At 39.2% G+C, this 26448-nt stretch carries 17 protein-coding genes; 10 read left to right on the forward strand and 7 right to left on the reverse strand.

What is annotated here, in order from left to right:
* The first annotated feature begins 272 nt into the window (after window positions 1-272).
* Window positions 273-1148: an ESPR-type extended signal peptide-containing protein gene (locus KKW16_RS07405; protein ID WP_215768136.1), complete on the forward strand. Its 876-nt coding sequence runs from the start codon at window positions 273-275 to the stop codon at window positions 1146-1148.
* 16 nt (window positions 1149-1164) lie between these two features.
* Here KKW16_RS07405 and KKW16_RS07410 read toward each other — a convergent pair whose 3' ends face one another.
* Window positions 1165-1329: a hypothetical protein gene (locus tag KKW16_RS07410; protein WP_215768137.1), complete on the reverse strand. Its 165-nt coding sequence runs from the start codon at window positions 1327-1329 to the stop codon at window positions 1165-1167.
* On the opposite strand from KKW16_RS07410, the gene KKW16_RS07415 reads away from it, so the two are divergent.
* Window positions 1304-9703, forward strand: a complete 8400-nt coding sequence (locus KKW16_RS07415) for a YadA-like family protein (RefSeq protein WP_215768138.1) — start codon at window positions 1304-1306, stop codon at window positions 9701-9703. The two genes, KKW16_RS07410 and KKW16_RS07415, sit on opposite strands and share 26 nt — an antisense overlap.
* Before the next feature lie 277 nt (window positions 9704-9980).
* Window positions 9981-11069, forward strand: a complete 1089-nt coding sequence (gene aroG / locus KKW16_RS07420; RefSeq protein WP_252347883.1) for a 3-deoxy-7-phosphoheptulonate synthase AroG — start codon at window positions 9981-9983, stop codon at window positions 11067-11069.
* Between the two features lie 69 nt (window positions 11070-11138).
* On the opposite strand, the gene KKW16_RS07425 is transcribed toward aroG, so the two are convergent.
* A complete protein-coding gene (locus KKW16_RS07425; protein ID WP_140450012.1) occupies window positions 11139-11579 on the reverse strand; it encodes a LexA family protein in 441 nt (146 codons plus the stop codon).
* 287 nt (window positions 11580-11866) lie between these two features.
* On the opposite strand from KKW16_RS07425, the gene sstT reads away from it, so the two are divergent.
* From sstT to KKW16_RS07440, 3 genes are all read left to right on the forward strand, one after another.
* Window positions 11867-13111 (forward strand): serine/threonine transporter SstT, encoded by a 1245-nt coding sequence (sstT, locus tag KKW16_RS07430; protein ID WP_048953555.1) that lies wholly within the window; start codon window positions 11867-11869, stop codon window positions 13109-13111.
* A gap of 120 nt (window positions 13112-13231) precedes the next feature.
* Window positions 13232-13840 carry an NAD(P)H-dependent oxidoreductase gene (locus KKW16_RS07435; protein WP_140450053.1) on the forward strand — a complete coding sequence of 203 codons (609 nt, stop codon included), beginning with the start codon at window positions 13232-13234 and terminating at the stop codon, window positions 13838-13840.
* Window positions 13840-14391, forward strand: a complete 552-nt coding sequence (locus tag KKW16_RS07440) for a TorD/DmsD family molecular chaperone (protein ID WP_140450052.1) — start codon at window positions 13840-13842, stop codon at window positions 14389-14391. The genes KKW16_RS07435 and KKW16_RS07440 overlap by 1 nt, the downstream gene beginning before the upstream one ends.
* Window positions 14392-14438: 47 nt before the next feature.
* On the opposite strand, the gene KKW16_RS07445 is transcribed toward KKW16_RS07440, so the two are convergent.
* Window positions 14439-14993, reverse strand: coding sequence for an NAD(P)H nitroreductase (locus tag KKW16_RS07445; protein ID WP_215768139.1), 555 nt, complete (start codon window positions 14991-14993; stop codon window positions 14439-14441).
* A 97-nt stretch (window positions 14994-15090) separates the two neighbouring features.
* On the opposite strand from KKW16_RS07445, the gene sppA reads away from it, so the two are divergent.
* On the forward strand, window positions 15091-16944 hold the full coding sequence (gene sppA / locus KKW16_RS07450; RefSeq protein WP_215768140.1) for a signal peptide peptidase SppA: 1854 nt from the start codon (window positions 15091-15093) through the stop codon (window positions 16942-16944).
* 64 nt (window positions 16945-17008) lie between these two features.
* Here the strand turns inward: sppA and mnmC are convergent, their stop codons facing one another.
* Window positions 17009-19021 carry a bifunctional tRNA (5-methylaminomethyl-2-thiouridine)(34)-methyltransferase MnmC2/FAD-dependent 5-carboxymethylaminomethyl-2-thiouridine(34) oxidoreductase MnmC1 gene (gene mnmC / locus KKW16_RS07455; RefSeq protein WP_215768141.1) on the reverse strand — a complete coding sequence of 671 codons (2013 nt, stop codon included), beginning with the start codon at window positions 19019-19021 and terminating at the stop codon, window positions 17009-17011.
* 148 nt (window positions 19022-19169) lie between these two features.
* Between mnmC and fabB the strand changes: the two genes are divergently transcribed.
* Window positions 19170-20390, forward strand: coding sequence for a beta-ketoacyl-ACP synthase I (gene fabB / locus KKW16_RS07460; protein ID WP_215768142.1), 1221 nt, complete (start codon window positions 19170-19172; stop codon window positions 20388-20390).
* Between the two features lie 66 nt (window positions 20391-20456).
* Here fabB and KKW16_RS07465 read toward each other — a convergent pair whose 3' ends face one another.
* Window positions 20457-20720: a GrxA family glutaredoxin gene (locus KKW16_RS07465; RefSeq protein WP_005628952.1), complete on the reverse strand. Its 264-nt coding sequence runs from the start codon at window positions 20718-20720 to the stop codon at window positions 20457-20459.
* 116 nt (window positions 20721-20836) lie between these two features.
* Between KKW16_RS07465 and KKW16_RS07470 the strand changes: the two genes are divergently transcribed.
* Window positions 20837-21745 (forward strand): RimK family alpha-L-glutamate ligase, encoded by a 909-nt coding sequence (locus tag KKW16_RS07470; RefSeq protein ID WP_215768143.1) that lies wholly within the window; start codon window positions 20837-20839, stop codon window positions 21743-21745.
* A gap of 56 nt (window positions 21746-21801) precedes the next feature.
* On the opposite strand, the gene hypF is transcribed toward KKW16_RS07470, so the two are convergent.
* Entirely contained in the window at window positions 21802-24072 is a 2271-nt protein-coding gene (gene hypF, locus KKW16_RS07475; RefSeq protein WP_215768163.1) for a carbamoyltransferase HypF, read from the reverse strand.
* Between the two features lie 85 nt (window positions 24073-24157).
* On the reverse strand, window positions 24158-25384 hold the full coding sequence (locus tag KKW16_RS07480; RefSeq protein WP_215768144.1) for an ATP-binding protein: 1227 nt from the start codon (window positions 25382-25384) through the stop codon (window positions 24158-24160).
* Window positions 25385-25814: 430 nt separating this feature from the next.
* Here KKW16_RS07480 and KKW16_RS07485 point away from each other — a divergent pair, with 430 nt between their 5' ends.
* Entirely contained in the window at window positions 25815-26414 is a 600-nt protein-coding gene (locus tag KKW16_RS07485; RefSeq protein WP_046938549.1) for a 4Fe-4S dicluster domain-containing protein, read from the forward strand.
* The last annotated feature ends 34 nt before the right edge of the window (window positions 26415-26448 follow it).

Below are 26448 nucleotides of genomic sequence, written 5' to 3' on the forward strand. Positions count from 1 at the left end.
CTTTGTTTTTTGATAAGCCTATTTGCTTTTTCTCAATAAAAAATGCCCCTAAAACTCACCGCACTTTTGTTTACTTCTTGTGCAAAAAAAAGCAAACGTTTGCTATTGTTTTTCATTACACTTGATAAATGTAAATTATCGTAAAGATTGTATTTTTAAATTGAACTTCATGACTAAATCTGTATAATTTTTCCACTTTATTTACGCTTGACTTCTTTTATTAATTGAATAAGAGATTAAAGGTATTTTTTAACATCGTTAGAGAGACATTTATGAATAAAATCTTCCGTATCGTTTGGAGCCAAGCAACGCAATCTTGGGTGGTCGTTTCAGAATTAACCAAAGCACACAAAAAACAAAGTTCATCAAATTCACAAGGAAGTGCGGTTAAATTTTCAGGCAATTTTATTAAATCTTCAGCCATCGCCTTGGCGTTATTAAGCGGCCATTCGGCTTATGCTGTCGTCAATGAAGCGGGCACAGGTAGTGATACTAATGTCGCTTGGGGGCAATCGTCAAATGCTTCAGGAAATAATGCCGTTGCTGTAGGTAGAAAAGCACAAGCCACAGAGGATAGTGCAATTGCAGTAGGTCTTGACTCTAATGCATCAGGAGCTTTGGCAGAGGCAATCGGCGTTGGTGCTAAGGCAACTGGTGCTAAATCCGTAGCGATAGGCAATCAGGGGAAAGCAGAAGGAAACGAAGCTGTTGCGATTGGTCAAAATGCGCAAGCTACTAAGAGTCAGGCGATTGCTCTTGGTCAAGGAGCGCAAGCCACAGGGGCGCGTGCCAGTGCGATAGGTCAAAACTCTAAGGCAACCCAAGATGATACGATTGCCTTAGGCACAAATTCAAAATCTACAAATACATATACGGTAGCTCTTGGTAGAAATACAGAAGCGGCTGGGCAGCGCTCGATGGCATTTGGTAATGAAGCAAAAGCTACAGCGAATGATACAATTGCTTTTGGTTCATCTAGCGAAGCAAAGAAAAATAACGATATTATCATTGGTAAAGAAGCCAAAAGCCGTGATGAAGGGGCGGACATAGTGTTGCTGTCGGCTATAATGCAACAGCCGGCTCTACTAAAACTGGAGCAGCTACTGATGTCACGAGAACAGGTACTAATGAGGCTGCAGGTGGCGTAGCTATTGGTGTCTCATCTTATACGGGGCTTAATAGAAATAATGCTGCCATTAATTCTTCGGTAGCCATTGGTGCTGGTGCTGGCGCGGGGTTTCGTGCGATTAATGCAGACGGCATACCAACAGGAAATGGTACTGATCCTGATGATAATGCAACTGTGCTATCTAAGGCCTTTGGTAACACACCGACAGAAGCAGGAAATAAGGATGAAGCAAATCGCTTTAACTATAAAGGAGTGGATATTAATGAAGGTACTGCGGTTGGTCGTAATACCCGCGCTATCGGGGACCAAGCGGTAGCCTTAGGTGCTCAGTCGATAGCTGGTCAAGGTGCGATTGCCATTGGGGGTAATGATATTACTCAATTTGCAAATGCTAGATATTTTATGTCAAATAGAGATAATTTTGGCGTGGCAGACGTGTCTGATCATGATCAAAGTGGAACGTTAGCAAGTAAAACCATTAGTCAAAAGTACCAAGAACTTGTTGGGGCTGCGTTAAATACAGCATATCAAGCTACATATGCGCAAAATGGATCTACTGTCATTGGTATGCAAGCTCATTCTACTACTCCATTAGGGGTTGCTATCGGTACGAATGCGTTAGTTCGTAAGGGAGCCTATGGTGCCACGGCTATTGGATCTGGTTCTGCTATACAAGCAAATGCGGAAGCTGCAGTAGCCATCGGTATGGGTTCTTGGGTAAATGGCAAGTTTGGCGTAGCTGCAGGTACTGCTTCAAGGGCAGAGCAATCCGCGGTAGCTGCTGGTTATAAGGCAAATGCTGATAAATCTGCGGTAGCTATCGGCGATAGTTCTAATGCGACAACCTCTTCTGTGGCTGTCGGCCAGTTAGCACAAGCAACGCAAGAGGCTGATATTGCAGTTGGTCAAGGGGCAAAAGCGTCAGGTAATCAAGGTGCGATTGCCATGGGCTTGGGTACCAATGCGCAAGGCGATTCCTCTATTATGATTGGCGGGGCAGATATTAAATCGGCGTCTGCTCGGACTATTGAATATCAAAAGGCAACAGGGGGAACAACAAGTAGAGACGTTACTGAAAAAATTAACGGTAAGGATGTTACCCGCCATTATAGTTTTTCGGAGACAAAAGAGGCAAGTGGTACGATTGCAGATGCATATAAGGAGTTGACAGGCCTTCAAATGGAAACGAATTCCATTAATTTTGCTGATGCCAATAATAAAAACGGCCACGCTTCAACATCTTTAGGTGTACATGCTTTATCAAAAGGTGATTTAGGTACAGCGATTGGTGCAAGTTCTCGTGCAGATGCGATTGGTTCTGTGGCGTTAGGTGTTGGCGCACATGCGACTAAACAAAATGCGGTAGCAATCGGTACAGGCTCCACAACCGCGTTGGTGGGTACACGCCAATTAAGCGTGAACTACGACAGCGACGGCAATATTGTTTCTGATAATTCAGACAAGATTGCTTACACATTTAAATGGGCTGGCGGTACCAATACTTCTGAAGGGGACGTGGTGTCCTTCGGTAGCTCTGGCGCAGAACGTCAATTGAAAAACGTGGCAGCCGGTCGCGTGGCAGAAGACTCTACCGATGCAATCAACGGCTCTCAGTTAAACTCCATCACCAAAAAAATTGCAGCAGGTTTTAACACCAGCGGTAATGAAGTAGCGGGATCTTCAGGTGTATTTACATCTAAAAAAGCAAATGCGAATTCAGCGGACAAAGCTTATGAAACCGCAATCCGTTCGGAAGACAAAGTCCAATTCCAAGTCGGCAACAACTTGAAGTTAGACCGTGATGAAACCGTATCTGAAGTTGATGCTCCGGATGATTTTGATAAAACCAAAACAGTTAAAAAGAAAATCAGAAAAGCCGATTTTGCCTACAGCCTGAATCCTGTATTAACCAACCTGACCAGCGCAGAGTTTAAAGGCACAGATGCAAATGCGCCGACAACCAAGCTGACTAATGCAGGTGTTACTATTACTCCAGTAACAGCAGGTAAGAGCCCAGTTTCATTGTCTGAAAACGGCTTAAACAACGGTGGTAATCCGATTACCGACGTAGCCGGCAATCTTGACGGTGCAAAAGCAAATACTCAAGCACCAACGACTAATGCGACAGCACCAAATACAACGGATAAAAATGGTAATAAATACATTAATCCAAACAATGCTGCAACCGTAGGCGATGTATTGAATGCAGGCTGGAACTTGAAAGAAAATACCAACGAAAAAGATTTTGTTACCGCCTATGACACCGTTAATTTTGTTGACGGCGAAGGCACAACTGTATCTGTTACAAATACAGATGGCAAAACCAGCACAATCAAATACAGCGCAAACCTTGGCGATGGTTTGGAAAAAACCAACGACAATAAAATCAAGGTAAAAGCAGCCGATAAGTCTTTAGAAGTAACAAATGAAGGCGTTAAAGTAAAAGCTGCCGACAACACCCTTACAACCGATGCCAACGGCTTAAAAGTTAATACCGGCAACATCACTGCTTCATCTGTACCAACCGTAGCCGATGCCGATAAAGACAAAATCGCTACCATAGGTAACGTAGCAGAAGCTATTAAAGCAGCTGCTTGGAAGGCAACTTCGGCTGCCACAACAAGCGGTGAAAATACCGGCAAGAAAGACCAAGAAATCAAAGCAGGCGATACGGTAACCTTCGAAGCCGATAAAAACATCAAGATTGCTCAAGCTGACGGTAAATTCACGTTTGCTACGAAAGAAAATGTGACATTCAATACCGTGCAAGTAGGTGGAGATCAAGGTCCTAAATTGAGTAAATCCGATGCGGGAGATCTGAAAGTATCTGGTCCTAATAGTACAGATCCAGTAAAAGTTACGAATGTAAAAGATGGAGATATTTCTGCAGATTCCAAAGATGCTATTAACGGTAGTCAATTCCATAAACTAGCGAATAATACTATCCAATTAAAAGGCCAAACAGGTGATAATGCTGTTACAGAAACTAATAAACAAGCGTTAAATAAAGAAAATGGTATCGCTTTCACTGTTAAATCTAGCGATGGTACTTTGTTAGAAGTGACTGCAGCAAATGATACGATCACTTTGACACCGAAAACAGCGACGCTTACAACAGGAGCTGATGGCGTGCCAACAGCGGATACGACAAATGGCAAATTGGTTACTGCTGATCAATTGGTGAATACCTTAACAGAAATGGGTTGGAAAGCGACAGCAGGTAAAGATGGCTCTGGTACTGTGTCTGGTGCTGCTACAGAGTTGATCAAAGCAGGTAATACAGTAACTTTCAAAGCTGGTGATAATTTAGCCGTTAAACAAGATGGTAAAAACTTTATCTATTCTTTACAAAAAGAATTAACTGGTCTAACAAGCGCTGAATTTAAAAACCAAGCTGGTGATACAACTGTAATCAACAGTGATGGCATGAAAATCACTCCAAAAGATGCGCCAGCAAACCCTGTATCTTTAACAAAAGATGGCTTAGATAATGGTGGCAAAACAATTAAAAATGTTACATCCGGTTTGACAAATTATGGTCCTGGAACACCAAAAGAAGGTCTTGTAGATTTAAGTAAACCAGCTACAGGAAATCCAACTGTTCCTGATACTACAGCAGCTACTGTAGGTGATTTACGTAATATGGGTTGGGTTGTATCTTCTGACAAAACAACAGGTGAATTAACAAAAGCGTACACAGACCAAGTAAAAAATGCTGATGAAGTGAAATTCGTAGGAGAAGGTGGCGTTACTGTATCTGGTAAAACAGAGAATGGTGTTCGTACTATCACTGTGAAAGCAGAGGCTCAAGAAATGCCTGAGCAACCTGTAAGTTATACAACTGCGGATGGTACAAAAGTATATCCTAAGACGGTAACAAAACCAGATGGATCTAAGGAAACTAAATACTATTCAAATCCAGAAGGTACAGGCACTGAAATTCCTAAAGAGAATGTGATTGCATCTATCAATGGTCCAGAAGGTACTAAGGCACCAACTACATTATCCAATGTAGCAGGCAACTTAGATGGTGCTAAAAAAGGTACAACAGCGCCAACTACTGAACATGGCCCTGTAAATACAGCAGACGCAGCAGCTCCTAATTATGTAAATCCTAACAATGCGGCTACTGTAGGTGACGTATTAAATGCGGGTTGGAACTTGCAAAACAACAGCGAAGCCCGCGACTTTGTGAGACCTTACGACACGGTGAATTTTGTAGATGGAATCAATACCAAAGCGGTAGTAACCACGGATGCAGAAGGAAAAGTAAGTAATGTACAAATAGATGTAAAAGACTTACCGGTCGCATATACAAATGAAGCTGGAGATAAAGTAGTTAAAGCAGCAGATGGAAAATATTACAAAGAAAGTGATTTAGCTGGAAAAGTATATGATCCAAAAACTAAGCAGTTTAAAAATGCAGATGGAACAGCATTGAATGAGCAACCAAAAGAAGTAGCTGGAGATACTGTAAAAACTAATTTAGTAAATCCAAATGCAGAAGCAAACAAAGCTGGCAATGCAACACAATTAGGAAATGTTGCAAGCGGTGCAAATACGTTTGCTCCAGTAGAGGACAAGAAATTAGGAAATGATGGTAAATGGTATCCAGCTGATCAAGTTGAGTCTAATGGTCAACCTAAGAAAGATGCATCTCCAGTAGCTGTACCAAATAACATTGGTAAAGCAGGTTTAATTGATTTTAGCAAGTCTAATCCTAACAATGCAGCTACTGTAGGTGATTTACAAAACTTAGGTTGGATTGTATCTGCAAAAGGTAATGACTACTCAGATCAAGTACGTAATGCTAACGAAGTTAAATTTGTAGGTGAAGGCACAGCTTCAGTAACGGGTAAAACAGATGAGAATGGCGTTCGCACGATTACTGTGAAAGTAGATGACCAAGTATCTACAAATAATGCACAAATGCCTGTAAATTACACAACAGCAGATGGTACTAAAGTGTATCCAGTGAAGGATGAAAAGGGTAATGTAACATATCACACAACGCCAGATGGAAAAGGTCAGGGAGATAAAGAAATACCAAAAGGTGATGTAATTACATCAATCAATGGCCCAGAGGGTACAACAACACCAACAACATTAAAAAATGTAAAAGGAAACTTACCGCAAGTAAATGACCAAGATAAGACTGTAAATGGGCCAGATGGAAAACCTTATACAAAAGATGGAAATAATGTAATAGGAAATACAAAAGCACCAATTACAGCTGTAGAAGCAGCAGATATTGTCAATAAATCAGGAAATAACGCAGCGACTGTAGGTGATGTATTAAATGCGGGTTGGAACCTGCAAAACAACGGCGAAGACCGCGACTTTGTGAAACCGTATGACACGGTGAATTTTGTCAATGGGACAGGAACTGTAGCAGTTGTTGAAACAAATGATAAAGCTTCAACAAGTAACGTAACGTTCAATGTTGATATGGCGGAAATGACACCTGAAAGTGATGGTTCGGTGAAAGGTCCGGTTTCTCAAGATTTGTTAGATGCATTAGATGCAGCTCAAGCAAAAGTTGATGAAAATCCTAATGATGAAGCTGCGCAAGAAGCGTTAAAAGCTGCGGAAGATGCAGTGAATAAAGCTGGTGGCAATAAAGTTGCTAACGCTCAAAACGTTGCAGATATGATTAACTCATCTGGCTTTACGCTGAAAACATCTGAAGTTGACGGTGGTAAAAAAGTTGCTGGAACGAAAGATGATGGAGAGTTAATTAATCCGGGTAAAACCGTTGAAATGGTAGCAGGCAAAAATATGTCTGTGAAACAAGATGAAAACGGTAAAGTGACCTACGCAACGAAAGATGATGTGTCATTCAATACGGTAAATGTAGGTGACGACAACACTTATATAGACGAAAAAGGTAACCCTGTTACTAAGAAAAAAGATGGCACTTACGTAGATGCAAATGGTCAGCCAATTGAAGAAAGCAAAGTAACTAAAGTGGCACCAGTTGCAATGAAAGCGGAAAAAGCCAAACCTGCAACGAATAACGGCAATGAGGCGAAAGACCAACCGACAACGGCATTGAATGTTTCTTCTACAGGCGGCAAACCGACTCAGATTACGGGTGTGGGTTCTACTCTGAACGTGAATCCTGTGGATACCAATCCGAATGGTACGGCGACAACGGGTGATGCACGTCCTAACCTGGTTGACTTGGTCGGTACTGATAAAGCACCTGTCAACAAAAACGCGGCGGCTACGGTAGGTGACTTACAAAATATGGGCTGGATTGTTGGTGCGCCTGAAAATGGTTATGTAGATACTGTGAAAAATGCAAATAAAGTAGACTTTAAAGGCGAAAACGGTATTTCTGTAACGGGTAAAACTAATGATAAGGGCGTTCGTGAAATCACCATCTCTGTTGCTGAAGGTAAAGTAACAAATGATGTGAAGGTTACTAAAGCTGATGGCACAGTTATAGATGGTGTAAAAGGTCCTGATGGTAAACTTTATAAGAAAGGTCCCGATGGTAAGCCAGATACTTCTAAAGAAATTACTCTTGCTGAAGGAGATAAGGTTAACAACGAAGGTTCTAAATTTGTAAGTGGTAACGCTGTCGCTACAGCAATCCAAGAGTCTGGTTGGAATGTTGGTTTGGCTGACTCATCCAAAGCTAACGCAGCATTTAGTGATAAAGATAAAGCCTTATCAGCAAATAAACTTGAGAAAGTCAATCCAAATGACAATGTTCGTTTTGCTGATGGTAAAGGTACAAAAGCAGCTGTTGCAACTGTTGAGCGTGTTGATGAGTTCGGTAAGAAAGTGACTGATACTTATGTGAAGTTTGATGTGGATGCGGGTGAAATTACTGCGGACACAACCAAACCTGGTATGGTAAAAGGTCCTGTTACTGCAGATGAAGCGAAGAAACTGGCAGACGATCTGAAGAAAGCCGAACAGGCAGTAAAAGATTTGCCTGCGGATGCAACCCCGGAAGCGAAAAAAGCTGCCCAAGATGCACTTAAAGTAGCCCAAGATGCGGCAGCTCCGTTGAACAAAGTGGCAACCGCACAAAATGTTGCTGAAGCTATCAACAATTCAGGCTGGAGAACAAACTCTACCACTGCAACAGGCGGAGCGAAAGATACGCTAATCAATCCAGGTAAGGCTGTGAACTTTGAAGCTGGTAAAAATATGGAAGTGGCACAAACTGTCGATAAAGATGGCAATGTGGCATATACCTATAAAACCAAAGACGATGTTCAATTCAACAGCGTACAGTTTGGTGATGCTAATGGTCCTAAGATCACAAACAATGGTGGTAACATCAATGTAAGTGGCGCAGATGGTAAAGCACCAACTAAGATTACAGGTGTTGCTGCGGGTGATATTTCACCAAATAGCACCGATGCCGTAAATGGTGCACAAATTTATGCATTGGTTGGTGATCAAAGTAATGTTAACCAAACAAGTCCAACATACACTAAAGTGGATTTGGATGAAAATGGTAAACCAAGTTACACAACAGTAAATGCACCTGCTGGGAAAACAGTTGTGACGGCAAAAGATGATAATGGTCATGATGTTCCTGTGTTGAAAACTTATAACGTTCATAGCCAAAAAGAGATTGTGACTAACTCTGTTGTTGAAGCAATCCACAATATGAATGAGCAAGGTATTAAGTTCTTCCATTCAAATGATGGAGTTGAACGTCCTAAACAAGAGCAAACAAATAGTTTTGACTCAAGTGCAAGTGGTAAATTTGCAACAGCGATAGGTTCACGTTCAAAAGCGGATGGAACAAATGCAGTAGCAATAGGTTTTAATTCTGTTGTAACGGGTAATGATTCAATCAGTATTGGTACAGGCAACCGTGTAACAGGTAATAATTCTGGTGCATTTGGTGACCCAAGCACAGTTAGTGGCCAAGGAAGCTATTCTGTGGGTAACAATAATACCGTCGCAACCAATGATACGTTTGTGTTAGGTAATGAAGTGAAACATACTGTAGAAAATTCTGCTATCTTGGGTGCTAAATCAACAGCTCGTGGCGGTAATGGTTCTAAAACTGGTACTTTACGTAACTTGAAACAGGATGGCACTCAGGGTGCGAGCACAACAGCTGGTTCAACAGGTACTGTAAGTACTGCAACAGTTGGTCATATGACTTATGGTGGTTTCCAAGGTGATAAAGCTGATGGTGTAGTATCTGTAGGTGCTGCGGGTAATGAGCGTCGTATCCAAAACGTAGCAGCGGGTGAAATTTCTAAAACTTCAACAGATGCGATTAACGGTAGCCAGTTGTATGCTGTAGCTGCAGGTATTGGGCATAAACTTGGTGACTTGGATAACAAGATCAACAAAGTTGGAAAACGTGGTGATGCAGGTACTGCAAGTGCATTGGCAGCGGCGAATATTCCGCAGGCTTATACACCAGGTAAGAGCTTAGTTGGTATTGCAGCGGGTAGTTACCAAGGTCAAAACGGTCTTGCAGTAGGGATGTCTCGTATCTCTGATAATGGTAAGATCATCATCCGTTTATCTGGTACGGCAAATAGCCAAGGTAAAACTGGCGTTGCAGCTGGCGTGGGTTACCAATGGTAATCAGCTGATAGCAAAAACATAATGAAAAAACACCGCACTTTGCGGTGTTTTTTTATATCGGCTTTTAAAATATGCTTTAATTAACATTAAAAGAGGGAAAAATATGCCCGTATTATGTCATGCCATTTCACTTGCAATGCTTTATTAAAGATTGTTTAATAAGACTGTTCTCATAATAAGCTTAAAAAAAACATAATGAACTAGTTTACTAGTACAAAAAATAAGTGTAGAGTAACAACATAATTAAACACAACATTTGAAAGCAAGAGAGTGATGTATGGCTAAAGAAAAAATTGAAATTGTCGTGGCAAACGATGATACGCGTATTGAGAAAGTCGATCAGGTTTTACCGCCTATTGCCTTATTAGAAAAATACCCAGCTAGTGAATATGCGGCTAAATTAGTAAAACAAACGCGTCATGAAGCACATAATATTATTCATGGTAAAGATGATCGTTTATTAGTGATTATTGGTCCTTGCTCTATTCATGATCCTAAAGCGGCAATTGAGTATGCAAACCGTTTAAAACCATTACGTGAAAAATATAAAGATAGCCTTGAAATTATTATGCGTGTGTACTTTGAAAAACCACGTACAACGGTGGGCTGGAAAGGTTTAATTAACGATCCGTATTTAAATGATACTTATCGTTTAAATGATGGTTTACGCATTGCACGAAAATTACTTTCTGATATTAATGATTTAGGTGTGCCATCTGCTGGTGAATTTTTAGATATGATCACGCCACAATATGTTGCAGATTTTATGAGCTGGGGCGCAATTGGGGCGCGTACGACTGAATCACAAGTTCACCGTGAGTTAGCTTCAGGTTTATCTTGTGCGGTTGGGTTTAAAAATGCAACTAATGGGGGCGCGAAAGTCGCTTTAGATGCAATTGGCGCAGCAGAAGCACCTCATTATTTCTTATCTGTCACTAAATTTGGTCATTCTGCGATTGTTTCTACAAAAGGGAATGAAGATTGCCATATTATTTTACGGGGCGGTGATAAAGGACCAAACTATAACGCTGAAGATGTGGCAAAAGTTTGTGCGGATATTGAGAAGTCTGGTCGTATTCCACATGTTATGGTTGATTTCAGCCATGCAAATAGCTGTAAACAATTTAAAAAACAAATGGACGTTTGCCAAGATGTATGCAATCAGATTGCAGCTGGTTCTAAACAAATCTTTGGCGTAATGGTGGAAAGTCATTTAGTGGAAGGCCGTCAAGATTTAGTTGATGGCAAAGCGCAAACTTACGGACAAAGTATTACGGATGCTTGCATTGGATGGGAAGATTCTGAAATTCTTCTTAAACAGCTTTCTGATGCGGTGATTGCTAGACGTAAAGTGACGAGTAATTAATTGAAATATAATCTAGATACTAGATAGAAGTGCGGTTGATTTTCACCGCACTTTTTTATTCGCCTTTAACTACGCAGCCCATTTCATTTTATCGCGACGTTTCATTTGATGAATCGTATTGGTTACGGTGCCGACAATGGGTAAATTCGACCAATCTTTTGTATTTATATTGGGTGTAGTGGAATCCAATGCCATGAAAAGGTAATTGCCGCTATGCGCCATAAATTCATAGACATGAAATTCGTTATTTTCTTCTAGCACAACAAGATCACCTGTATAAAGATTGTCATTTTTTTCAACGACTAGCATATCTCCACTTTCAATCCCCCAAGCTAACATGTTTGGATTGGTGACATGAATAAAACAGGTTTGCTTTGGACGCTTAATGCAATAAAGATTCAAGTCTAGTTTTTTATTGAATTTAAGGCTGTCATCCATATCACTGAAAAAAGGGAGTGGATTATAAGAAAAATCCATTTCATATTGCGCAGTCAAAGTTTGGTTGTTCATTCTCTTATCTCCTGTTAAATAATATGGATAAATAACCTTTTACCTTGTTTTTTTGTACAGTTAAATTTTACTGGTGTTTCATACAGGGTGTCAATAGCTTAAATAAAAAATTTTTTTATAAGTATGTTTTTAGAAAATATCTAATAAATTTAGAAAAAAGTTCACTTGTTGGATAAAAAATAACAAAAAATATTTTCTTTCGATAAGAATTTACGCTATCTTTAATTCCCTTGTAGGTGGATTGGTAACAATCTGAAGTTAAATTTATTAAAAAGAAAGATAAAAGTATGAACACATCTCGTTTATTTCGTCTGTTATTCCAGGGCAATTTAGTAAAAAGAATTGCAACTGGTTTAGTTCTAGGGATCATTATTGCGCTTGTTGGACCGGCACTTGAAGGTGCTTTAGGTTTTAATATTGCGGAAAAAGTAGGCGTTTTAGGTACCATCTTTGTTAAAGCATTGCGTGCGGTTGCGCCAATTTTGATTTTCTTCCTTGTTATGGCTGCGCTTGCAAACCGTAAGATTGGTACGAAAAGCAATATGAAAGAAATCATTGTGCTTTACCTTCTCGGTACATTCTTAGCAGCGATTGTTGCAGTTATTGCGGGTTTCGTATTCCCAACGGAAGTGGTTCTTGCAACCAAAGAAGATGCCAGCTCAGCGCCGCAAGCTGTTGGTCAAGTTTTATTTACCCTTATTTTAAATGTGGTAGACAATCCATTAAATGCGATTTTCAAAGCAAACTTTATTGGTGTATTAGCATGGTCTATCGGTTTAGGTTTAGCGTTACGTCATGCATCTGATGCAACTAAGAACGTATTATCTGATTTTGCAGAAGGCGTATCAAAAATTGTTCATGTCATTATTTCTTTTGCACCATTTGGTGTATTCGGTTTAGTGGCTGAAACCTTATCTGATAAAGGTTTAGTCGCATTAGGCGGTTATGCGCAGTTACTTGCAGTATTAATCGGTACAATGTTATTTACTGCTTTTGTTATTAACCCAGCATTAGTTTATTGGAAAATTCGTCGTAATCCGTACCCATTAGTATGGACTTGTGTACGCGAAAGTGGTGTAACAGCGTTCTTCACACGTAGTTCTGCGGCAAATATCCCAGTGAATATTGAATTAGCAAAACGTTTAAACCTTGATGAAGAAACTTATTCTGTTTCTATTCCATTGGGTGCGAACATCAATATGGCGGGTGCTGCAATCACGATCACAATTTTAACGTTAGCTGCAGTACACACATTAGGTGTGGAAGTATCTTTTGTTAGTGCGATTTTATTAAGTATCGTCGCTTCTCTTTGTGCTTGCGGTGCATCTGGCGTGGCGGGTGGTTCATTATTATTAATCCCATTAGCATGTAGCTTATTTGGTATTTCTGATGATGTAGCAGCACAAATGATCGGTGTTGGTTTCATTATCGGTATTTTACAAGACTCAACTGAAACGGCATTAAACTCATCAACTGACGTATTATTTACTGCGGCAGTATGTATGGAAGAAGAACGTAAAAACGCAGCATAATGATGATGCAAATAAGAGAGCGGGCTATGCCCGCTTTTTTTATGTGATTTTATATGCAAAGTGCAGTCTATTTTGATAGACTTCTGCCAAGTTTTATTTCCCTACAAATAGATAAGAAAAATGAACCACTTAATTATTTTTGCTCATCCTAATTCAGAGCGTAGTTTTGGGCGAGCGATTGCCAATCGTATTGAGCAAATCAGTCAAGAGAAGGGTGTAAATGTATTTTTTCGTGATCTTTATGAAATGAATTTCAATCCAATTTTATCTCATGAAGAATTGCAGAATACTAACAAAGGTATTATTCCAGAAGATATTCAGCAAGAGCATGATTTTATTCTTCAAGCGGATTTAATTACGTTGGTTTATCCCCTTTGGTGGATGGGATTTCCATCAATTTTGAAAGGCTATTTAGATCGCGTATTAAGCCATGGATTTGCCTATAAAACGGAAAACGGCGAATCGGTTGGATTGCTCAAAAATAAGCAAATGCAGCAATTTATTACGATTGGCAGTAATGTTGATAAATATAAAGAATTTGGTGTAGATAAATCTCTCAATCATTGTTTAATTAATGGATTATTTAATTACTGTGGCATTGAAAATGTCGAGTTTGAATTATTCGGTGATATTCATTTAATTGATGATGAGGCGCGTAAAGCAATGATTGAACTTGCCGCTCAAAAAACAAAAGAAAAATTGACCGCACTTTTAAAGGAAAAAGCGTAATGTCTGAAAAACAAATTAATAATTTTTCATTAATTAGTCGATTATTCGGTAATCTTTTTTATCGTTCTCCTACCGATGACGTACTTGCAGGCGCGTTTGCTTGGTTACAACAAAAAGGTTTGAGTCAAGTTTGGGCGTTAGATACTGATAAAGAAAGTGAATTAGCGCTGAATAGCCTACAAGCTAAAATTGATCTCGATTTATTGAACCAAGAGTATCAAAAATTATTTGCTACCAATGGTAAAGTTATGACCTCTATTTCAGCTTATGGCATTGATGTTGAAGAATTTATGAATTTTCGCCTTGTACGCAATATGCCAGAAGTGGAAAGTGCGGATCATTTTGCTTTATTATTGCTTACCGCCTCTTGGCTTGAAGATAATTCGGATTCTTTAGTGGCTCAACAAGAATTGTTTGAAACCTTTTTATTGCCTTGTGCAGCGAAGTTTTTAACTCAAGTAGAAACTCAAGCAACTTTGCCTTTTTATCGTGCATTAGCTCTTCTTACACGAGAAATATTGGCAGCGATGGCGGATGAATTAGAAGAGTAGAGCAATATTTTGCCTTCCTCAGAGTTTCGAGGAAGGCAAGAAATGTTTTATAGATAGCTTACAAAATATTTTGTCTCGATAACACGGTATTCGCGTTCTGCTTTCTCTATGCCCGTGCCAACCATGACTAACGCAATCACTCGATCTTGCTCACGACATCCGAAAGCTTCTCGTAATGCAGTGCCATTAATCCATTTCCCTGAAATCCACACATTATCAAACCCTTGTGCTTGTGCAGCCAACTGTATTCCGTAAGTTGCACAACCTGCACTTAGCATTTGTTCCCATCCTGGTACTTTTGCGATTGTAGGATCAACTTTTGCTACAACACCGATTACCATAGGTGCTCGATGGGCTAAATTTTCAGCTTTTTTTAATCGCTCTTCACCAAGATCAAATTCGATAACCGCAGCTTTAAGCAGCTTTTCTAATTTATTAAGTCCTTCATTTTCCATGACAACAAAGTGATAGGGTTTTAATTTGCCATGATCAGGTGCACGCATTGCTGCTTGGAAAATTTGTTCTAATTGTTCAGCATTGGGCGCTGGTGCGGTTAATTTTTTATTTGATTTTCTTGTGGTTAAGAGGGTAAGTGCATCCATTGTATTATTCTCTGTCAATAAAAGTGCGGTAGATTATAGCATAGTTTTTGACAAGGCTTTGTGATACGCTAGCGCAAATTTTTTAAAGGTAATTTGTATGTTTCGAGTATTGAAATTATGTTGGAAAGCGCTGTGTTTCATTCGTGATCTTGTGATGAATGTTGTGTTTTTAGGCTTTGTCCTATTGCTAATGGCGATTATTAGCTTTTCAAGCGGTGGAAAAAAATCTACAATATTCACAGGGGAAGGCGCGTTATTACTCAATTTAGATGGCTATCTAGCAGACAACCGAGATGAAACACTTCGTTGGCAAGATGCGCTAAGTGAATTGAACGGTGAGTATGTAACAAGAAAAATTTCAACATTTGATGTTGTGTCAGCGATTGAGTATGCGCAACAGGATCCTCAAATTAAAGGATTAGTGCTCGATCTTAATCATTTTGAAGGAGCTGATTTACCTGCTTTAGATTTTATTGGTGCAACGATTAATCGCTTTAAAGAAAGTGGAAAACCTGTTATTGCTTATGCAGATAATTATACACAGGGGCAATATTATCTAGCTAGCTTTGCGAATGAGATTTATCTTAATACAATTGGTCAGGTGGATATACATGGGCTGGCTCAAGAGAATTTATATTTTAAAGATATGCTCGATAAATTGGCAGTGACACCACATATTTTCCGCGTAGGAACTTATAAATCAGCGGTAGAACCTTTTATGCGCAACGATATGTCAGTTGAGGCAAAAACGAATATGCAGCGCTGGTTAAATTTAATGTGGAATCACTATACCTCAATGGTAAGCGAAAATCGTCATATTAAATCAAGTGATCTGTTGCCTGCGGCGAAACAATATTTAGCTGAATTGAAAACATTGAAAGGGGATTCGACACGCTATGCGCAAAAACGTGGTTTGGTGACCCATTTGACAACACGTTTTGATTTAGAGAAAAAATTAACTACACTTTTTGGCAAAAATGCAGATGGGGAAGCTAATTTAGTCGCATTTGATGATTATTTAACACAATTCCCTGATCGTTTAACACCACAGGATAATTCACCAAATAAAATTGCCGTAGTGAATGTGGAGGGTACGATTATTGATGGGGAAAGTGATGAAGAAAATGTCGGAGGAGATACTATTGCGCGTCTTTTACGAAAAGCTTATGACGACAAAGCTGTAAAAGCGGTGATTTTACGCGTTAATTCTCCAGGTGGAAGTGCATTCGCTTCGGAAATTATTCGACAAGAGGCTGAAAATTTACAGAAAATTGGTAAACCTGTTATCGTATCTATGGGAGCAATGGCCGCGTCGGGTGGTTATTGGATTTCATCTACTTCAGATTATATCATTGCCGATGCAAACACCATTACGGGTTCTATTGGTATTTTCGCGATGTTCCCGACTTTCGAAAATAGCATTAAGAAAATAGGCGTGAATGCTGATGGCGTTTCAACTACTGAATTAGCCAATACATCCGCTTTTTCTCCGTTAGCAAAACCAGTGCAAGATATTTATCAAACAGAAATTGAGCATGGTTATGACCGATTTTTAGAAATTGTCAGCAAAGGCCGTCAAATTTCAAAAACACAAGTAGATAAACTTGCTCAAGGTCAGGTTTGGTTAGGCAGTGATGCATTCCAAAATGGTTTGGTAGATGAGATTGGTTCTTTTAATGAAGCAATCAATAAAGCTGAACAATTAGTGAATCAACGTCAAGAAAAAGCAATGGAATCTTTTAGCGTAGAATGGTTGATAGATGATGATAGCAATAGTTTTGTAAAGACATTATTACACGATACGAAAAAAACAACGCAACGTGCTTTTGCTAGCTGGATAGGGATCCCTGCTCCAATTCAAAAATTACAAAAGGAATTGAATGTATTAACTAAATTTAATGATCCTAAAGGACAATATTTGTATTGTTTGAGTTGTGGAAGCGTGAAGTAAAATTTACGTTTATTATGTTAACAGCACAAGTTTAATACCTGTGCTGTGATTTTTTGAAGTAAAATTATTCTACGATGCTTCCTTTCAACCACTTTCTCACCCAAGCTCGGTTAGCTGAAAGATTATGTAATATGGCTTCGCTTATTGGTAATGGCTCGCCATAAATGATTGAAGCTAAGGTTTCACCTAAGAGTGGCGCGGAGGTAAGCCCACGAGAACCTAAGGCGGCTGTTAAGAAAAGATTCTGAAAATTGGCCGCACTTTGAATTGGTTGTTTACGGCGGCGGAGGTTGAATAGATTGTAATAATCCGCTTGTTGCTGTTCAAAGTGAGGTACGTTTCCAACCATCGGGGCAAGATCTCTTACGGAGCAGCGGATGCCTATCCGAGCGAGATTACCTGATGTATCCACATCTTGAGTCCACGGTTGGGCGATATTTTGTTGGAGTTTTTGTTGATTTTCTTGTTGTTCTTGTTCGTTAAAATGGCGATCAACATTATCACGAACATGGCTTGCGCCGATGCAATGCGAGGTTTTTAATTGATCGGCTGGGGTGAGATAGCCATCATAACAAAGCACAGATTTCAGTTTGAGTAAGTTTTCGGATGTTGGAATTTGGCTGACTTGCCCGCGGATAGGGTAGAGCGGTAGCTTTTCTGTTTGAACAAAATCAGTAATTTTATATCCGTTAGCAAGAATGACGACTTCATGGCTGTATTTTTGGCCTTGCGTATTTTCTAGTTCCCAGCCTTTTTCTTGTTGAGAAAGTGCGGTAATTTTTTGTGAGGTTTTAATGATGACTCCCTGCTTTTCAAGAAATGAAAAGGCATTTTGAACAAATTGTCTTGGTGCAAGCCAAGCCCCTTGTTCAATCCAACCGCCTTCGCAATTAAGCGGTAATCCTACTTTTTCACTGAGTTGTTCAGTATTCAGCATTTGGAAGATTTCGTTCGGCAAACCAAGCTGAGAAATCTTTGTTAATTTAACCGCACTTTTTTCGTTGTAAGCACATAGTGCCACGCCACAAAATTCGTGTTCAAACGCTATGTTTTGTTCGATTGCCCAATCAAGTAATTGGTGACCGTAACTGAAAGCGTGCAGGTAAAAATCAACGGTGAGCGCATTATCATCGCTAAGTTGCGGATAAAATGCGCCTTGTTTATTGCCTGATGCATTGAGTGCGAGCGCTTCATCCTCACAATAAATGGTGACTTTTGCTCCACGTTTTACTAAGGCAATGGCAGCGCAAAGAGATGCAACGCCGCCGCCGATAATAGCGACATCTTGTTGTTCCATTTTCGCAGGCTGAGCAAGATACCAAGGTGTCGAAAGTGCGGTAGATTTAGATTGTATTTTTAACCCACTTAAACATTCTCGTTTCTTGCCGAAGCCTTTACGTTTTGTCACATTAAAGCCTGCGGATTCAAGTCCTTTTCTGACCGCACTTGCTGCGGTGAAAGTGGCAAAAGAACCATTGGGTTTCGTGAAACGAAACATCAGGTTATAAAGATCATCATTCCACATTTCAGGATTTTTGCTTGGCGCAAAGCCATCTAAAAACCAAGCATCAATACGTTCATTCATATAATCGCCAAGTTGTGGCAAGTTTTCTGATACATCACCAAACCATAAGTCTAACGTTGTCTCTCCAAAATGAATACGATGGCAACCTAGAATCAATGAAGGCCAATAACGTTGCAAATGAGCGCTTAAATCTTCAAACTGCGGATAGGCAAGATGAGCTTGCGAAAGTGCGGTGATTTTTAGCGGATATTTTTCAAAGGAAATAAAATTTAGGCGTTTTAAAGGATGATTCTCGTGTTGCTGGCGAAATTCACGGAATAATTGGGTTACTGCAAAGAAATTTAATCCTGTACCAAATCCTGTTTCTGCGATGACAAAATTAGCCTTGTTGTGGCTTATCCAACGTTCCCAAAGTTGATTACCTTGTAGAAAAACATAATCTGTTTCTGCTAATCCATTTTCGTTAGAAAAATAGACATCATCGAATTGATCAGAGATGGGAATATGGTTTTGATTGAAGTGAATCTCAGCATGTTGGACGCTAAAAGTCATTTTTTATTCCTTCCTTGCCTAATGAAATTTGCATATAATAACGCGATTTTCTGAACTGGTCGAACAAATGAATTATTGCTTGAAATATTTTTATTTCGTAGTAATTTTGAGCCGTTATTTTTATATATAAAACAATAAGGAAGAAGCAATGAGAAGAGCTGTAATTACAGGCTTTGGGATTATTTCAAGTATCGGTAACAACAAAGAAGAAGTATTGGCTTCATTAAAAGCAGGGAAATCAGGTATTGAAGTTGTGCCTGAGTTTGTTGAAATGAATATGCGTAGCCATGTTGCCGGAACAATCAAATTAAACCCAAGCGAGCACATTGATCGTAAAGTGTTCCGTTTTATGGGTGATGCAGCAGCTTATGCTTATCTTTCTATGCGTGAAGCGATTGAAGATTCTGGCTTAACAGAAGATCAAGTTTCTAATGATCGTACAGGTTTAGTGATTGGTGCGGGTACGGGTTCTGCACATAATCAGTTAGTGGCGTGTGATGCGGTACGTGGCCCTCGCGGTGTAAAAGCGATTGGTCCTTATGCGGTAACGAAAACCATGGCATCAAGTGTTTCAGCTTGTTTAGCAACACCTTATAAAATCCGTGGTGTGAACTATTCAATCAGTTCTGCTTGTGCAACCTCTGCACATTGTATTGGTCATGCGGTTGAGTTAATTCAATTAGGTAAACAAGATGTCGTTTTTGCGGGTGGTGCGGAAGAATTATCTTGGGAATGTGCAACTGAGTTTGATGCAATGGGGGCAGTTTCAACTAAATATAATGAAACGCCAGAAAAAGCATCTCGTGCTTATGACGCAAATCGTGACGGTTTCGTTATTGCAGGTGGTGGTGCAGTTGTGGTTGTGGAAGAATTAGAACACGCACTTGCTCGTGGTGCAAAAATCTACGCTGAAATTGTAGGTTATGGCGCAACTTCTGATGGTTACGATATGGTGGCACCAAGTGGTGAAGGCGCAGAACGTTGTATGAAACAAGCAATGGCAACTGTCGATACCCCAATTGATTACATCAACGTACACGGTACATCTACACCAGTAGGTGACGTGAAAGAATTAGGTGCAATTAAAAATGTATTTGGCGATAAAATTCCAGCGATTTCTTCAACTAAATCAATGACCGGTCACTCTTTAGGTGCAGCGGGTGCACACGAAGCAATTTATACTTTATTAATGCTTGATAATGACTTTATTGCACCAAGTATTAATATCGAAACCTTAGATGAAGCCGCTGAAGGCTGTAACATCGTTACTGAGACGAAAGAAAATGCAGGATTACAAACTGTCATGTCAAACAGCTTTGGTTTTGGTGGTACAAATGCGACATTAGTTTTTAAACGTTATAACGGTTAAAACGATTCTATGAAAAAAGCCACTTTCGATTGAAAGTGGCTTTTTTGTGTAATTTAAAAAGAAAAATTAAGCAACGATACCAAATTGTTCTTTCATTAATGCTTCAAAATCAGTGCAACCACCAATTGGTTTTTCATCAATAAAGATTTGTGGTACGGTTTCTACTGGTTTACCAACAGATTTTGATAAATCTTCTTTAGTAATGCCTTCTGCGTGAATATCCACATAACGATAGTCAAAATCAGCAACTTCGCCTTTTAATTTTTCAGCAAGGTTTTTTGCACGCACACAGTAAGGGCAGCCAGGACGACCAAAAATAACAACGAACATAAGATTTCCTTTTTTGAGTTAAAAATTCTAGGCAATTCTACCTGATTTTTATCGTCTACATAAAGTGTTTTTATTCGTGTAATATACGGAACATCGTAGATAATGAGTTAAATATTATGAAATTACTAATGCTTTGCCGCGAACCTCGTCTTTACAGTTGCCAACGCTTAAAAGAAGCTGCTAAACGTCAAGGGCATGAGATGGATATTTTAGATCCGAATCGCTGTCTCTTAAAACTCTCACAAAATCCACCGCACTTTCAGATTTTTTATCAAGAAAATTCAGAGTCTAAACCTTATTTATTACCTGATTATGATGCTGTTTTGCCTCGATTTGGCACAACAAGTACGCAAATGGGATGCTCAGTCTTACAGCATTTTGAAGGTAAAGGGACTTTTTGTTTAAATTCATCTCAGGCATTTTTAAATGCGCGTGATAAATGGAAAAGTTTACAACTGTTGCTGAAGGCTGGTATTCCTGTTCCCAATTCACTTTTAAGTGGTAGTGAAGTGCAAGCTCTGGCGACGATAGCTCATATCAGTTCGCCGACAATTTTAAAAACGCTAAATGGTTCACAAGGAATTGGGGTGATTTTGGCTGAAAAGCCACAAAGTGCGGTGAGCATTATGGAAGCTTTTAAGCAGACCAATATATCTATGCTGCAGCAAGATTTTATCGAAGAAGCGGGCAATGCGGATATTCGTTGTTTTGTGATTGGCAATCAAGTTGTGGCAACGATGCAGAGAATTGGACAAGATGGTGAGTTTCGGGCAAATTGTCATCGTGGCGGAAAAACTGAAAAAATTACCCTAAGCGATGACGAGAAACAGATAGTCATTAGAGCAACAAAAGCCATCGGTTTAGATGTAGCTGGCGTGGATTTAATTCATTCAAAAAATGGATTATTGGTTTTAGAGGTAAATGCAAGCCCAGGCTTGGAAATGATTGAAAAAACAAGCGGGATTGATATTGCTACTCAGATAATTGCTTATGTTGAAACGGCTATAAGCTGTCATGTGAAATAGTATTACTGGTATATTTGATAATAAAAGCGCGTGTTTAGTATTCCACGCGTTTTTTATTAGTCAGATAAATTTGCTGCTATCATTGCTTGTCCTAAACTCAACCCGCCATCGCCCATAGGGTATTGATGGGCACTTAACACATTAAATTCTGATAAATTTTCTTTTAATAGTTTGCGTAAGAGTTGATTATGCATCACGCCACCAGAAAGCACGATAGTTTTACAATGATGATATAGTGCTTGTTTCCGGGCTAATTCTGAAAAGCCTTGTGCTAAGGCATAATGGAAAGCAAAGGCTTTATTAGCTTTAGATGTGTCGTAAGCAAGCCAGCTTTGCCAGAAAGTTGATAAATCTAATTGATTATCTTTAATTGCCATTTTAACGGGAATATTCATCGTGCTTTTGTTTTCTTTAATAAAATCAGATTGTGTAGCAAGCGCTTCTAAATGGCAAGCTGCCTCTCCTTCCCAAGAGAGTTTAGTCTCTGTAATCCCTAAACCATAGGCGACCGCATCAAATAATCTTCCTGCTGATGAGATGAGTGGTGAGTTAAGTTTTCGTTGAATGGCGTTGGTAAGGGGCTCCCAAGGTAAATGAGAGCAAGTTTTTGTTGCAAATGTTTGCCAATGAGGAACAAATTGTTGTAAATGGGCGATCCAATTACGCCAAGGTTGAGTTGCTGCAAGATCACCGCCAGGTAACGCCACGGCAGGTAATCCACCAAGATGTTGGCAAGTTTCTCCCTCTACAAGCAAACATTCTCCGCCCCAAAGTTGTCCATTCGCGCCCATACCAATACCGTCTAATGCGATGCCAATAACTTTTTCCTTGCAATGATGTTCGGCTAATACGGCTGTAATATGTGCATGATGATGTAAGACAGTGACATAAGGAATAGAAAATTTTTTTGCCAGATTTTTGCCTACTTTTGATGAAAAGTAGCCAGTATGAGCATCAATCGCAATTAAATCTGGTTTAAATTGATAAATTTGACAAAATAAATCAATGTTATTTTCTAATTGTTGTTGTATCAGTTCATTCGCTGTGTCGCCAATATGTTGGCTGACAATGGCTTTATTTTGTTTGAGTAGGCAAAAGGTATTTTTAAGATCGGAACCCAATGCCAAAATATTTTTTTCAGTTTGGGTATTTAGGACGATTTCATCGGGTACATATCCTCTTGCTCTACGTAAGGTTTCCACACCGTCAAAGGCTACGCGAACTAAACTATCATCTGCGCGTTGTAAAATATCACGATTATGGCAAAGATAGAAATCAGCCAAATGACTTAATTTTTTTACCGCACCTTGGTTATCTAGTACGGGCGGTTCTCCACTCGGATTGGCAGACGTCATTACAAGTGGTTGATTTATCTCTCGTAAAAGTAAATGTTGTAATGGATTACTTGGTAACATAATGCCGATTTCATTTAGATTGGGTGCAATATTTTCTGCTAAATTCGGCACTTTATATTTATTTAATAAGACTATTGGTGCAGCTGTGCTAGTGAGTAATTTAATTTCAGCTGGCGTTAGGTTTTGTAGAAAATCTAAACTAGGCACCATTACGGCAAGTGGCTTGCTAGGTCGATGTTTACGTTCACGTAATAATTGAACGGTATGAAAAGCTTGTGCATCACAGGCTAAATGGAAACCTCCAATGCCTTTTATCGCAATAATTTTACCTTTTTTGAGTAAATCAGCAGTTTGTTTTAGCGCATTTTCATGCATTGAAAGTTGTTGATATTGATCTTGTAACCAAATGTGTGGTCCACAAACGTTACAAGCGTTAGGTTGGGCATGAAAACGACGATCTGCGGGATTTTTGTATTCATGCTCACAATCAGGGCAAAATGGAAAATCAGACATAGATGTATTTTTACGATCGTAAGGGATTTTTTTTATGATCGTAAAACGTGGGCCACAGTGAGTACAATTTGTAAAAGGGTAGTGATAGCGACGATTTTGAGTGTCAAACAAATCAGCGATACAAGCAGAACAGGTTGCCGCATCAGGTACAATTTGTGTATCCATGTCATTATTTTCACTTTCACGGATAACAAATTCTGAAAAGTGCGGTAAATCCTCCCAATATTTTTCTTGCTGTTGGATATCCGTAATTAATGCTAAAGGAGGAAGTTTTGTCTGTAAGTCCTGTAGAAAAGCGGTAAGAGTTTTTTCCTCTGGTTCGATAAAACGGATGAGTACGCCTTGGCCATCGTTATTGACATCGCCTTTTAATCCATATTCATTGGCTATAAGCCATACAAACGGGCGAAATCCCACGCCTTGTACTTTTCCTTTTATACGTAATTCGATTCCTTTCATCATTTTTCCTGATGTGATATTGAGTGTATTTATAGTAACTTGAAATAGAAAAGTGAAATCTGATCTTTGTCAAAATTTGTTATTTTTAAATCCACCACACCGGCAATGCCACCAAATCTTCTGCCAGCCATAATTTTTGCGGATATTGATTAATAATCACGCCGTTCCCTATTTGGATTTCATCGGGCGGGAGATTATCTTTCAAAATACCAAAGGCTTTTGTCATTTTCTTGTTGGGGCCGGCAGTAGTCTTAATTTCGATAGGGTAGAGTGTACGATTATGTTCAATCAAAAGATCGATTTCTTTTTGATTGGTGTCGCGATAAAAATAAATGGGTGGCTCAATGCCGTTATTGTAGAAAGATTTAATGACTTCACTTATTACAAAAGTCTCAAAAAATTGACCGCTCTTTGCCCCTTGTTGAATAGTTTCCGGTGTCAACCATTTAGTTAACCAAGCCATTAACCCCGTATCCATCATATAAACTTTCGGTGTTTTGATTGCACGTTTTAGATGATTATTGTGATACGGCTGAAGCAGATAAATGATGCCTGATGTTTCGAGAATTGTCGTCCAGCGTTTAATGGTATCAACGGAAACACCAACTTCTTGCGCAACATTGCTGTAATTTAGTAATTCACCACTTCGTGCGGCGATAGCGATCATAAATCGCGTGAAATCAGTGATGTTGGTGATATTGGTGAGTGTGCGTACGTCTCGTTCAATATAGGTAGAAACATAGGATGCATAATAAATATCCCAGCTGGTTTCTTGTTGATATAGGCGTGGCATATAGCCTTGGTGGATAATTTGCCAAATATTTTCTACAGGTTTAATAAGTCTTTCGCGCGTGTTGAGATAATCCATATTAGGCAGAAAAGGCGAATAAAACACTACTTCTTGAATTTCACGCAGAGAAAATCCTTGTAATTTTAATACTGCAATACGACCCGCTAAGGTTTCGGTAACATTTTGCATCAGTTGAAAAGCTTGTGAGCCGGAGAGCAAAAAGAGCCCATTGATTTTTTGTTTATCAATGGCAAGTTTTAAACTGGAAAATAATTCAGGCGCATATTGTACTTCATCAAGGATTAATTTTCCTTGATGATTGAGCATAAATAAGGTGGATTCGTTACGTGCTTGATCGAGCAAGATAGGATCATCAAAGGTAATATATTGATGTTCTTTGCTGATATGCTGTAACAACGTGTACTTTCCTACTTGGCGTGGGCCAGTAATGAGAATTGCTGGAAATTGTTTTATCAAAGTTTGCAATAAAGGTTGTATTTGACGTGAATAAAAGTCTGACATGATAAAAAATTAAGTTTAATTTAAGATTACATAGTAAATTAAACTAAAAAATAGATAAGAAGTAAAGATAAAATGAGTTTAATTTAAGATTATGTCGCAAGTTAAACTTAAAATTGCTGCACTTTCATATTTAAGTATCGACTTAAATGAAACATTATCAACAGCATTTTAACATTCCATTAATAATTATAACGCTAATTAATTCAATTGCTTACAATCATAACCTATGGAAATAAGAGTCAATCTCAATAATTATTTTACGCATTAAAAAATCGAAAAAATTTATGATCTCAGTCAATAAAACAATTGTTTTACTCTAGTCTGGGTAACTCCGAAGGAGTATCCTTATTTCCAGAGTGGTTATTGGACGTTTGGGTGTAATGCCCTCCACTTACTTTCTGTTTCTATCTATTATAATTTGGGGGAAAATATGAACCGTTTTGTTATAGGTGATCCGAAAGATTGCATTGGATGCAATACCTGTATGGCTGCTTGCAGCGAAGTACACAAAGCTTTTGGATTACAATCCTTTCCGCGGTTACAAGTAATGCGCAACGACGATATTACTGTGCCGATCTTATGTCGTCATTGTGATGATTCACCTTGTGCTACAGTATGTCCTGTGCACGCGATAAAGCATGATAATGACACCATTCAACTCAATGAAAGTTTATGCATTGGCTGTAAACTTTGTGCTATCGCTTGTCCATTTGGGGCGATTACACAGCATGGTAGCGCACCATTAGATGCACCAAACCATTATGACAGTTTCTCTTTCACCGATGCGGTAAAACGTGATATTCGCACTGCACCGAATAATACTGATGTTCATAATATGCTTGCATGGGAACCAGGTGTAAAAGCTATCGCAGTGAAATGCGACCTTTGCTATTTCCGTGAAGAAGGTCCTGCTTGTATGCAAACTTGCCCAACAAAAACTTTATTCTTAATTAGTGATGAGAGTATCGAACAAGCAAATCGCAAAAAACGCGAAATGGCAATGATGGGTTCTCCTGTCGTGCCAAGATAAAAGTTTATTGTTTGTTTACTCGTTAATCAATGGA

Origin of the sequence: Haemophilus sp. SZY H8 (assembly GCF_018829755.1) — a bacterium.
GTDB classification, from domain to species: domain Bacteria; phylum Pseudomonadota; class Gammaproteobacteria; order Enterobacterales; family Pasteurellaceae; genus Haemophilus; species Haemophilus haemolyticus_K.

Coding starts and splice junctions, on each gene's coding strand:
- KKW16_RS07435 (WP_140450053.1), top strand. CDS start 13,232: ATGAACCACTTAATTATTTTTGCTCATCCTAATTCAGAGCGTAGTTTT.
- aroG (WP_252347883.1), top strand. CDS start 9,981: ATGGCTAAAGAAAAAATTGAAATTGTCGTGGCAAACGATGATACGCGT.
- KKW16_RS07470 (WP_215768143.1), top strand. CDS start 20,837: ATGAAATTACTAATGCTTTGCCGCGAACCTCGTCTTTACAGTTGCCAA.
- KKW16_RS07440 (WP_140450052.1), top strand. CDS start 13,840: ATGTCTGAAAAACAAATTAATAATTTTTCATTAATTAGTCGATTATTC.
- KKW16_RS07465 (WP_005628952.1), bottom strand. CDS start 20,720: ATGTTCGTTGTTATTTTTGGTCGTCCTGGCTGCCCTTACTGTGTGCGT.
- KKW16_RS07480 (WP_215768144.1), bottom strand. CDS start 25,384: ATGTCAGACTTTTATTCACGTCAAATACAACCTTTATTGCAAACTTTG.
- sppA (WP_215768140.1), top strand. CDS start 15,091: ATGTTTCGAGTATTGAAATTATGTTGGAAAGCGCTGTGTTTCATTCGT.
- sstT (WP_048953555.1), top strand. CDS start 11,867: ATGAACACATCTCGTTTATTTCGTCTGTTATTCCAGGGCAATTTAGTA.
- KKW16_RS07405 (WP_215768136.1), top strand. CDS start 273: ATGAATAAAATCTTCCGTATCGTTTGGAGCCAAGCAACGCAATCTTGG.
- fabB (WP_215768142.1), top strand. CDS start 19,170: ATGAGAAGAGCTGTAATTACAGGCTTTGGGATTATTTCAAGTATCGGT.
- KKW16_RS07425 (WP_140450012.1), bottom strand. CDS start 11,579: ATGAACAACCAAACTTTGACTGCGCAATATGAAATGGATTTTTCTTAT.
- mnmC (WP_215768141.1), bottom strand. CDS start 19,021: ATGACTTTTAGCGTCCAACATGCTGAGATTCACTTCAATCAAAACCAT.
- KKW16_RS07485 (WP_046938549.1), top strand. CDS start 25,815: ATGAACCGTTTTGTTATAGGTGATCCGAAAGATTGCATTGGATGCAAT.
- hypF (WP_215768163.1), bottom strand. CDS start 24,072: ATGAAAGGAATCGAATTACGTATAAAAGGAAAAGTACAAGGCGTGGGA.
- KKW16_RS07445 (WP_215768139.1), bottom strand. CDS start 14,993: ATGGATGCACTTACCCTCTTAACCACAAGAAAATCAAATAAAAAATTA.